A 10,014-nucleotide genomic window follows, 5' to 3' on the forward strand; every position below is an offset into this window, starting at 1 on the left:
ACCCGACAGCGTAGTTAAAGACTTGCAAAATATTTTGATAGATAATTTTGACGTTATTGAGCGCCGTGTTTTACGTTGTGTGCTTTATCACGATGACTCGCAGTCTCACAAGATTTACGCCCTTAATGATATAGTCTTGAGCACGAACGCAATAGCAAGACTTCTTCATATAGAAATAAGATTCAACGATAAATTTTTTTGCGTGCTTCCTGCTGACGGTGTGATAATTTCTTCGCCGACAGGGTCAACAGCTTACGCACTATCAGCCGGGGGGCCTATGATTCCGCCGTATGTAAATGCGATTTTGTTAGCTCCTTTGTGCGCTCACACGCTTTATTCGAGGCCGTTAATAGGTTCAGAGGATGACAGAATAACTTTAATTGCGCGCGGAAGTTCACGAGATTTAATGCTCACTCAAGACGGGCAGCTTGCATACGAATTTTTACCGGGCGACAGAATCGAAATAAGACTCTCACGCACTAAGAAAATAAGAACTGTAAATTTGCCGGATAGAAATTTTCTTGACATTGTGCGCGAAAAACTGGGCTGGGGCGAATGAGTAAATATAAAAATTTCATGACAAAGCTAATATTTTCACCTGACAATAAATTATCCTCTCAAAATCTTGTATTGCTTGAGATTCATAATAAAGCGTGTAAAAAGGGTTATGACAAATGATTGAATCTCTCAAAATTTCCAACATCGGCGGAATAAAATCGGCTTCACTTGCATTCACACCCGGACTCAACGTCATTACAGGCGAAAGCGGCGCAGGAAAATCAAGCGTTGTGCGTGCACTTGAGTTATTAACCGGCAGCAGGGGAGGAGTAAAATTTATTCGTGCAGGAGAGACTCTCGGCCAAGTCAAAGCAAAATTTACGGATACAACTATAACGCGTGAAATCTTAGATACAGGACGCAGCCGAGCAAAAGTTCAGGGAGCATCAACAGGCCTTAACGAATGCGCAAAAATAGCAAGCTCACTTGTAAGAATCCAGAGTCAATTTGCCCAGATTGAATTATTAGAACCTGACAGACAGTTAGCGATGTTAGACTCGTTTTTGCCGGAAAAAATTTTTGATGACTTTCACGAAATCTTTGACCGCGCAAAAGAAAGCTCCAACGAATTACGCACACTCAAGAAAAAACGCGCTGAAATCGAACGCAAATATTCTAATGCACGAGAAATTTTTGATCTCGTCAAAATCGCAAAACCTGAGCAGGGACTCGAAAAACGGCTCGAAAATTTATTATCTGACATAACACACAGAATCTCAGAGACTGAACGCGCACAAAACAGCCTTGACTCATTAACCGGCGGACTATCTGAACACGGCTTAATCGAACAAGTTAAAAGCTGCTTCGAGAATCTTTATTCATTCATGAGCGATGACGACGAGTCAAACATAAAAGAGTCAATAAATAATTTGTTCGAGTCCGTGAAAAATATCGAACTTGACAACGGCGGCAATGATTTAACCCTGCGCGATAAAACAGAGTCAAGGCTCGGAGCTTTGCGAAAACTTAAGCGGCTTTGCAACATTCCCGACGAGAACGAACTATTAAATTACTGCGACGAAATTTATACGAGTCTCGAATGGCTGGAAAAAAGTTATAACGAGCTAGAAAATTTATCAGCACGCTCACTCGATGACAAGAAGAAAGCAAACGCCCTCGCTATGGAAATCAGGCACTCAAGGCAGGAGACCGCAAAAATTTTGACTCAGCGCGTAAATAATGTTTTGTCAGAACTCGGAATGAACACGATAAAATTTAATATAAATCTCAACGGTTTGCAGAAATTAAGGCGCGACGGAGCAGACGAAGCAGAATTTATTTTGCAGGAAGGATCAAGAGTCGGACGTGTCGAAAAAATTGCGTCAGGCGGTGAATTGAGTCGGTTATTATTGGCGTTACAGCTTTCATTGCCTGATGAGTGGCTGCCCCCTACTATAGTTTTTGACGAAGTAGAAGCGGGACTCGGAGGTCGTGCGGCGGTGTTGTCGGGTTTGCAGCTAAAAAATTTATCGCGAAAATGTCAAGTGATTCTAGTAACTCATGAAGCGTCTATTGCTGCACTTGGGGACTCTCATATTTTAATACAGCGAATCAACGGCGAAACGTCCATGAAGAATATAAAAGATTTTGAACGCGTGAGAGAAATTGCAAGAATGTTATCAGGTTCTCCGGACTTAATCGAGGCACAGGAACACGCAAAAATTTTACTTAGTGAGAGTCTGTAAATATAAAAAATTTCCCCTGACTCGCTTTCAAATCAGGGGACAAAGCATTAAATCTCACTCTGAATAATTTTGCGAATCTCAAACATTGACCGCCCTGACTCAATCGCAAGAGTCTTTAAGTCTTCATATTCAGGAATCTTGCGCATAATTTCACCGTTTAAGCTCGTAATCTTGACTCTAATTTTCCCAAGCGAAGTATTAAACTCTTCAATTTTCCAGTTTAAGCGCAGTCTGTCAAATTCGGAAATTCTGACTCCTTGTGAAGTCGTGTGAGTCAAAATTATATTTGCAAGTTTTGAGGCGTTATCGGGTTCACTCAAGCAGCAAAATTTTACAGCAGGACGCAATTTTTTCATGTAAATATTTTCTGTCCATACGTCTAAGGCTTGAGCAGCAAATAATTTTTCCTGCACAATTTCATAATCCTGCGGGTTCATGTCGTCGATATTGCATTCAAGCAAAGATAATTTCTCGTGAATTAAGCCATCGTTATTATCACTCTTGATTTCAGAGTCTATTAACAAAGCGCGCAAAATATTGGGCATATCGGGCGAGTCATTATTTCCGATTCCATAACCTGACGCTGTAATTTTTCCGGGCGGAACATTCCCGAAACCGTCAGCAAGAATCCTCACTAACAATGCTCCCGTCGGTGTAGTGCGTTCCATAGGCGACCCATTAGAATAAACCGGCAGTCCGCGCAATAAATATTCAGTCGCAGGAGCAGGAACAGGCAAAATCCCATGAGCACACTTTACAGTCCCTGAGCCTACATTTATATTTGAGCAGATAACACGCGGCCAGCCGAGAGAGTCAACTAATATAAATGAGCCTACAATATCAATTATTGAATCAACTGCTCCGACCTCGTGAAAATGAATTTTATCGGGTGTAGTGCCGTGAACGTTTGCTTCTGCGTTTGCTAAGAGTGAGAATGCCCGCAAAGACTCGCGTTTGACTCGTTCGGGTAAACTGCTAGCTGTAATCATTGCTTCAATGTCTGCTAAGTGCCTGCCGTGATGGTGTTCGTGTTCATGCTCGTGATGATGATGATTTAATTTCACGTCAAAATTTATCCCTGCGATTCCGTTTTTAGTCGCATTCTCGATTATTAACTCGTATTCGTCGGGGTCGAGTCCTGACAAATTTTTTATTCCGTCGATTAAAATTTTATGAGTCGGGACAAGATTCAATAATGCCCCGATAAACATATCTCCTGCAATGCCAGCAAAACAGTCAAGATATAAAGTTTTCACGCTGATTATTTCTCCTTTCGTCCAATAAAAAAATAGTGTGAAGGCTTCTTTGTGTACGATAAAAGCTCCTCGAACGGGTCAGCAGATTTTTTCGGGCTTGATTTTTTCGGGATCTGGGTTAATTTTTCGGGATTCCTTATATTAACGTAAGGGCGCGCACTTCCTGAGACACTGCGCAAAATTGTGTGAATCTGCTTATCACTCGTCAACATCGGGACAACTGTAGAGACGTTGCACTCACAGCAAAAAGTTATGTCATCACGATAGCCGATTTTTTCGAGATATTGAGCATGAGTCGATTTCATTACAAAATTTTCGAGATTATCTCCGCGGTTCTGCCATAATAATAACGCCATTTTTGCACTGTCAGACATTAATATTTCGCCGCGCGATTGAAGCTCGTCAAGGATTGCCCCCGCACACAAAGTGTCTTCCCATGAAGGCCGGTTTTTACGACCTGAACAAAGCAGCCCGATATTATTTCCGAACGTCAAAGCATGATCGAGACAGGCCGCAAAATTTCGTAAGCTCGCAGCAATAACAGGACTCCCCGACGAGGCAGCCTCCAATAATGCAACAGTGCCGTTAGTTGTTGACATGACTCCGCAGTAATGCTCCTGAATGAGATTATAATTTAATTCCAGCGGTGAATTTCCTGCGTCAAAACCTTCTGGGGGGATTCCGTTTACTTCGCCCATTAACAACGGTGAAGAACCTCTTTCGCGCAGATCCTGCACTAATTTTCGCGCCTCATCAGGACTCTTTACGGGATATAATTCTGTGCCGCCCAACTCAAACCAGCGAGTCATAACTGTTGTAGCCCGCAGGACATCTATTACAATCCAGACATCAACAACGGGCAGATAATTATTTTCTCCGCAGGCAAATACTAAATCAGCCTCATACATTGATTAATACGCTTTCGCAAAAATTGTGAGTCTCGCGTTGTCTTGGCCTGTGATAAAACATTTTCCGCGATTCTCTCCTGGTAAAATAACGCGCGGGGTAGCTCCTCCGGTCTCGTCCTTGATTCTTTTCTCGTCTTCAGGTGTTCCGCCGAAATAAGCCCGTACAAATCCGCCCTGAGTGTTAATAATTTCTTTGAGTTCGTCATAATTCTTTGCGTCGTGAGTATTAGCTTCCCTGAAAGATTTTGCGCGGTTGAATAAATTTGCTTGAATGTCAGCTAATAAATTTTTCACGGTCTCTATAACGTTTTCTGATTTAACGTCTAATTTTTCGCCTGTGTCGCGCCGTACGAGTCTTACTGTTCCTGCTGCTAAATCTTTCTCGCCTAATTCGAGTCTCAACGGGACTCCCTTCTGCAAATGAGCAAAGAATCTATCAGCCGGACGCGCGTGAAAATCTGTATCTACTTTTGTGTACATGCCTCCTAGTGAGTCATCAATTTTTGCTGCAAGTTCGCGGGCTTTGGGCAAGATTTCATTTGCTGCGATGCTCTCATCTTTAGAAATCGGCAAAATCACGGCTTTAACGGGTGCGATTCTGGGCGGGATAATTAGTCCGTCGTCGTCAGAGTGAGTCATTATTACAGCTCCTACGCTCCTTGTTGATAGTCCCCAGCTTGTTGTCCAACAGTAAGAAAGCTCGCCGTCTCTGTTCTGATATTGAATATCGAAGGCTTTAGCAAAATTTTGGCCTAAGAAATGACTTGTTGCTGCCTGAAGTGCTTTAGAGTCGCTCATCATTGCTTCACACGTGTAAGTGTCAACAGCACCAGGGAATCTTTCGCCGGCCGTTTTTTCTCCTGCGATAACGGGTACAGCAAGCTCATTTTCCAGAGTCTCGCGATAAACTTCTAACATTTTGAGGGTTTCTTGCCGTGCTTCTTCTGCGGTCTCATGTGCTGTGTGTCCTTCCTGCCATAAAAATTCACTCGTGCGCAAAAATAATCTGGGTCTCTTTTCCCAGCGCATGACGTTGCACCATTGATTAATCAAAACAGGAAGATCCCGCCACGACTGCACCCATTTTGAATACATGTAGCCAATAACAGTTTCAGATGTAGGACGTACTGCGTAGGGTTCCTCAAGTTTTTCTCCGCCTGCATGAGTTACCATCGCTAATTCAGGAGCAAAGCCCTCGACGTGTTCAGCTTCCTTCTGAAAAAATGAGCTGGGAATCAACACTGGAAAATATGCGTTGACGTGGCCTGTACGTTTAAAAGCTGCGTCTAATTTTGCTTGTATATTTTCCCATAGTGCATAACCAGTCGGACGAATTACCATGCAACCGCGTACAGGTGCATAATCTGCGAGTTCTGCGGCCTTGATTACGTCTAAATACCATTGTGAATAATTTTCGCTTCTAGGTGTAATATTTCGTGCCAATTTATAGATTCCTCCTTAAAAATTTGCCTACCATAAGCATTTAACTTCGTCATATTTCACTATAATTTCATCGCAAGTCAGGAGCGTAAAATTTTCCTCGATTGCAGCTGCGATAATAATGCGGTCGAACGGGTCACGGTGAATCAGCGGCAATTTTTGAATCCTCTCGAAATACGCGCTATTGAGTGAGAGTATATTAATTTCTTCCTGCCTGCATAAATCTTCAAATACATTTATACGGCCTCCTCGCGTAATTCTGAGTCAGAGTCTATTTTTTTTCTTGAACGCATAGCCTCTAAGACGCGCATTTCTTCATCTGATACAAAATCCATTGGATCATTAAAATCGTCAGACATCCAAACTTTACCCTCAAGAGCACCAACAAGACGCGGTTTAGTACGTTTATTTTGCGTTGACCTGTCATGAGATTCACGTAAGAAGCGCGCAAAATCTAATAATTCTGGTATTTTCCCGGCTGGAACGTCCGCGAGAATCTTTAATTCTTCATCATTAAATGTTAATGTCATCATAATAAATCCCTCCTTAAAAATTTTTACGGTAACGGGTAATGATCCCAAATCGGAACGCCTATAAAGAATCCCGCTTTAAAGTGGTCTTCAGAGCCGTACATTATCGCAAACTTCATGTCTACTAAGTTATTCGGGAAATTAACAGCGAGTCCAACCTCCCAAGGAGCGTCTATCTTCTTCCATTTTTTGTCCATTGCATAGCCCCAGCTCGTGAATAATTCAGCAGCTAAGACTCCCATTGCTGTGCGGGTTATAATTCGTCTTAGTGCCAAATTTGCCCAGAACATGCGCTCGGCCTCTATCGGGCTGCCTGATATTGAGTAAAGTTCTTCAGCTGCTCCGAGATAAACTGCGTGACTCCTGCGATTCAAGTCTCCCTCTGCAAAACCTGCGCGGAAATAAAATCTCCATAAATTTGAGACTCTCAACGGCTTGAAGTAATTTAACCTGTATAAAATCTCGTCGAAATCAGGCCACCATGCATTAATTCGCCATGAATAACCTTTTGTAGGATCTCCGGGAATATCGAGCGTATCATATTCTGCTAAGAAAGTAGGTCCAACTGAGTCTTTATCGTCTTTTCTCGACATTGAATCGCCTTCTACGTGTTCATATGCGACACCTATTCCGACATTTACATTTCCCCATGTAAATAATTTGCTGACTCCTGCGGCGTATCTGTCCCAATCTCTATATTTAGCATGTTTTCCGGTCGGCTGCTTCCAATTTTGAGCAGATAACGTGAACTGCCACGCGTTTAAAGGCTGGGGAGCTGTCTGATAAGTTAAATCAAAGCCTAATTGCTCGCCTAATTTTACAACGCCGATTAATGAGTCATATTCTGACAAGAGTCCGCGCGCTTCTCCCTTGAGATATAGCCACCTGTTAGAATGCAAATTTGTTGAGTAACCGGAAATTCCGACTCTGAGCTCCGGAACTTGACGAACATCAATACGCACAAGAATATCACCCGATTCAGTACGGCCAAGCTGATAATCTGCTAATTCTATGCCCTGAGCACTTGATAATTTTTCCATTGCGTGATTTAATGCATCCTTGTCAACTTTTTTGCCCACCCATTTTAACGCTTCTTTGCGCACTAATTCGGCCATTTTAGGGGGTAATCCGTGAACTTCAATTTCTCCGACAATATCGCTTAGTCTTGAATTTCTCCTAAGTGTGAACAATGCCGGCCCGCGCTCTGATAATTCTTTGATCTCGTCAATTTTTTGCATTGCTGCGTCATAACCGAGTTTGATAATATTTTCTGAACCCGACGAGTCAAGCAATCCGAGGCCTTCAACTTTAGGACGTAACAAAATATCTGCTGCTGCTCCTTCTTCGTCAGTTGCTTTGCGCATTAAAATCGTAAGTGCCTGGCTGATTACGTCAATATATGAGCCTACAGACGTATTCTCTGATAATGAGTCAGAAATATCTACAGCTACAATAGGAATACCGGGGAAAATTTCTTTAGCTGTATAAACCGGTAAATTTGAAGTTACTCCGCCATCTACAAGTAAATGATCGTCAATAATCCAAGGCTCAAACAATCCGGGAATTGACATTGAAGCACGCATTGCCGACGCTAAATTACCATCACGCAGAACAATTTTTTTACCCCTGTTAATATCCGTAGCTACTGCTGCATAAGGGATCGGCAGATTATAAAAATTTGTCTCCGTTACGTGTTTCATCAGCTGTGAAAAATAAGTGTATAATTTATCGCCGGTTAATAAACCTTTCGGACCTTTCTCGCCGTTACGTCTTGTATAAGTCAATGCCGGCATAGTGCTAGTTTTTGCGCGTACGTCATTCCCGGAAAAAACAAACATCGGGCCGGTGTTCTCCGACAATAACGACGGCAAATCTAAATCAGCTATAATCTTGTGCATTTCTTGAGTACTGTAGCCGCTCGCACGCAATGCACCCATTAACGCGCCCATACTTGTCCCGACTATGCCTACGATTTGAACGCCGTTTTTCTCAAGAGCTTCCATTACTCCTAAATGTGCAAATCCCTTAGTGCCGCCTCCCGATAAAACAAGAATGATTCCTGCATAACTTGTAAACGGAGTCAAAGCAATCATTACAGCAGCAATCAAGATATATAAAAACTTTCTTAGCTTGGACATGTAATATATTTCTCCCCTAATAAATATTTTATGTCAAAAAACGGCTCCGGCACATTTCCGGCCAGAACCGTTTAAAATTTTAATCGCGCGTTATTATTACAGGTCAATCAATCTTGAAGGACAATACAAGATAAAGCCCCCCAGAAGGCTCAAGCGAAAACGGTAATGTAAAACTTTTCATGCCTTGATCCTCTTTTGTTACGTTCCTGATATTTTCTCCGATTATTAACTGCGGCGGCGTTACGTCGACTGTACCTAATGCACTTTGCACAAGGGCACGGCCTCCGATCATGTTTGAAAGCTCGCCAATTACGCTCATTGAGACATCATCGCCGATTACCGGTTTAATCATTCCGCCCGACATCGCTGTAATAATATTTTCGAAGCCTTCTTTGTTGAGCATTATATTTACTGTCCCTCTTGAGCCTGCACCTACAACACCTATTATTGCCGCTGTGCAGATATTCTCGACCTTTATGCCCGGAGATACTTTCGATTTGTTGAGGGTGATATTAAGCCCCACCTCTCGCCCTACGGAAAGAACTGCCGACGCAAAACTATTCACGAGAGCGACAAGTTTATCCATACCGGCCATTGTTAAATTAATCTCCCTCCCTGTAATGATTGTCTATAAATTGAGTTTACATTATTATAGCTTATTCTCGTTTATATCTCTATATTTTGCAATGCCCGTAATGCAATTATATACGCGGCCAAGTCATCAAGAACTCTATTAGGAACGCGCAAACCTTCAGGAATCAACCGCATTAACAGACTCGGACGATGAATTTTCCAATAAATTGAACGCGCCTCAAGTGTAGAATTTTTCTCGTTGACCCTTATGATTTCGCAAAAATTTTTATCGTTAAGCCAGCTAAAAAATTTCTGACTGTGAGTCCCGTCTCCCAGTGCGATAAATTTTATTTGTGAGTGATTGAGAGATTCTGCGCTTCCTTCAATTGTCCAGCGGGAAAAATTTTTATTCTCACTAGTAAGCACCGCAAAAAAGTCTTCACGCTCAGAACTCGCAAATATTCCCGACAATAATAATTTACCGTCAGAGTCAATAAATGCAAATCCGGTTTTATCGCGTCCGGGGTCCATGCCCAATATAAAATTTTTTAATATGTTTGCTGCCTCCATCACTAAAAATTTTACCAGTTCTCAAATCTTTTATTGCGATTCAAACCTGCGATTATATTCATTTCTTCAGAACTCAGGGCAAAATCGAACACGTTTATATTTTCGCGTATGTGATCGGGACTGCTTGAACCTGGAATAACTATATAGCCAGCTTGAATCTGCCAGCGCAATATAATTTGTGCAGTAGTCTTATTGTGTGAAGCTGCAATTTTCTTTATGGCCGGATTATTGAGAATTTCGCGCGTATTTCCCCGGCCTCCGAAAGGATACCAAGACTCTATTATTACGCCGTAACGAGATAAATATTTTTGCAGGTCTGTATTCTGATAAAAAATGTGATTCTCGTTCTGAACTAT

The 10,014-nt window shown here is 42.2% G+C and carries 11 protein-coding genes; 2 read left to right on the forward strand and 9 right to left on the reverse strand.

The annotated features are described in order from the left end of the window. Both IJT21_07720 and IJT21_07725 read left to right on the forward strand, forming a co-directional pair. On the forward strand, positions 1-559 hold a 559-nt coding region (locus IJT21_07720), incomplete at its 5' end, for an NAD(+)/NADH kinase (GenBank protein MBQ7578135.1). A gap of 115 nt (positions 560-674) precedes the next feature. Further along, positions 675-2,243, forward strand: a complete 1,569-nt coding sequence (locus IJT21_07725; protein ID MBQ7578136.1) for an AAA family ATPase — start codon at positions 675-677, stop codon at positions 2,241-2,243. A 47-nt stretch (positions 2,244-2,290) separates the two neighbouring features. Here IJT21_07725 and larC read toward each other — a convergent pair whose 3' ends face one another. The 9 genes from larC to IJT21_07770 all read right to left on the reverse strand — a co-directional run. Beyond that, on the reverse strand, positions 2,291-3,499 hold the full coding sequence (larC, locus tag IJT21_07730) for a nickel pincer cofactor biosynthesis protein LarC (protein MBQ7578137.1): 1,209 nt from the start codon (positions 3,497-3,499) through the stop codon (positions 2,291-2,293). Between the two features lie 5 nt (positions 3,500-3,504). Then, positions 3,505-4,407 carry a 2-phosphosulfolactate phosphatase gene (locus IJT21_07735; GenBank protein ID MBQ7578138.1) on the reverse strand — a complete coding sequence of 301 codons (903 nt, stop codon included), beginning with the start codon at positions 4,405-4,407 and terminating at the stop codon, positions 3,505-3,507. Between the two features lie 3 nt (positions 4,408-4,410). Then, positions 4,411-5,850: a proline--tRNA ligase gene (locus IJT21_07740; protein MBQ7578139.1), complete on the reverse strand. Its 1,440-nt coding sequence runs from the start codon at positions 5,848-5,850 to the stop codon at positions 4,411-4,413. Positions 5,851-5,877: 27 nt separating this feature from the next. Next, positions 5,878-6,105 (reverse strand): PIN domain-containing protein, encoded by a 228-nt coding sequence (locus IJT21_07745; protein ID MBQ7578140.1) that lies wholly within the window; start codon positions 6,103-6,105, stop codon positions 5,878-5,880. Next, positions 6,084-6,380: a DUF2281 domain-containing protein gene (locus tag IJT21_07750; GenBank protein ID MBQ7578141.1), complete on the reverse strand. Its 297-nt coding sequence runs from the start codon at positions 6,378-6,380 to the stop codon at positions 6,084-6,086. Before IJT21_07750 ends, IJT21_07745 begins: the two co-directional genes overlap by 22 nt. A 23-nt stretch (positions 6,381-6,403) precedes the next feature. After that, complete coding sequence (locus tag IJT21_07755; protein ID MBQ7578142.1) at positions 6,404-8,515, reverse strand: patatin-like phospholipase family protein; 2,112 nt, start codon at positions 8,513-8,515, stop codon at positions 6,404-6,406. Positions 8,516-8,618: 103 nt separating this feature from the next. Further along, entirely contained in the window at positions 8,619-9,101 is a 483-nt protein-coding gene (locus tag IJT21_07760) for a chemotaxis protein CheX (protein ID MBQ7578143.1), read from the reverse strand. Between the two features lie 80 nt (positions 9,102-9,181). Continuing rightward, the gene (locus IJT21_07765; protein ID MBQ7578144.1) at positions 9,182-9,658 is read right to left on the reverse strand and encodes an endonuclease; all 477 of its coding nucleotides are present in this window, start codon (positions 9,656-9,658) and stop codon (positions 9,182-9,184) included. A gap of 11 nt (positions 9,659-9,669) precedes the next feature. Next, the coding region (locus IJT21_07770; GenBank protein ID MBQ7578145.1) for an aldo/keto reductase at positions 9,670-10,014 on the reverse strand (345 nt) is incomplete at its 5' end.

It is taken from the genome of Synergistaceae bacterium, from assembly GCA_017443945.1.
Lineage (GTDB): Bacteria > Synergistota > Synergistia > Synergistales > Aminobacteriaceae > JAFUXM01.

What these genes read in the sequence shown, in the direction of transcription:
- IJT21_07760 (MBQ7578143.1), bottom strand. Translation starts at nt 9,101, where the DNA reads ATGGATAAACTTGTCGCTCTCGTGAATAGTTTTGCGTCGGCAGTTCTT.
- IJT21_07750 (MBQ7578141.1), bottom strand. Translation starts at nt 6,380, where the DNA reads ATGATGACATTAACATTTAATGATGAAGAATTAAAGATTCTCGCGGAC.
- IJT21_07735 (MBQ7578138.1), bottom strand. Translation starts at nt 4,407, where the DNA reads ATGTATGAGGCTGATTTAGTATTTGCCTGCGGAGAAAATAATTATCTG.
- IJT21_07725 (MBQ7578136.1), top strand. Translation starts at nt 675, where the DNA reads ATGATTGAATCTCTCAAAATTTCCAACATCGGCGGAATAAAATCGGCT.
- IJT21_07765 (MBQ7578144.1), bottom strand. Translation starts at nt 9,658, where the DNA reads ATGGAGGCAGCAAACATATTAAAAAATTTTATATTGGGCATGGACCCC.
- IJT21_07755 (MBQ7578142.1), bottom strand. Translation starts at nt 8,515, where the DNA reads ATGTCCAAGCTAAGAAAGTTTTTATATATCTTGATTGCTGCTGTAATG.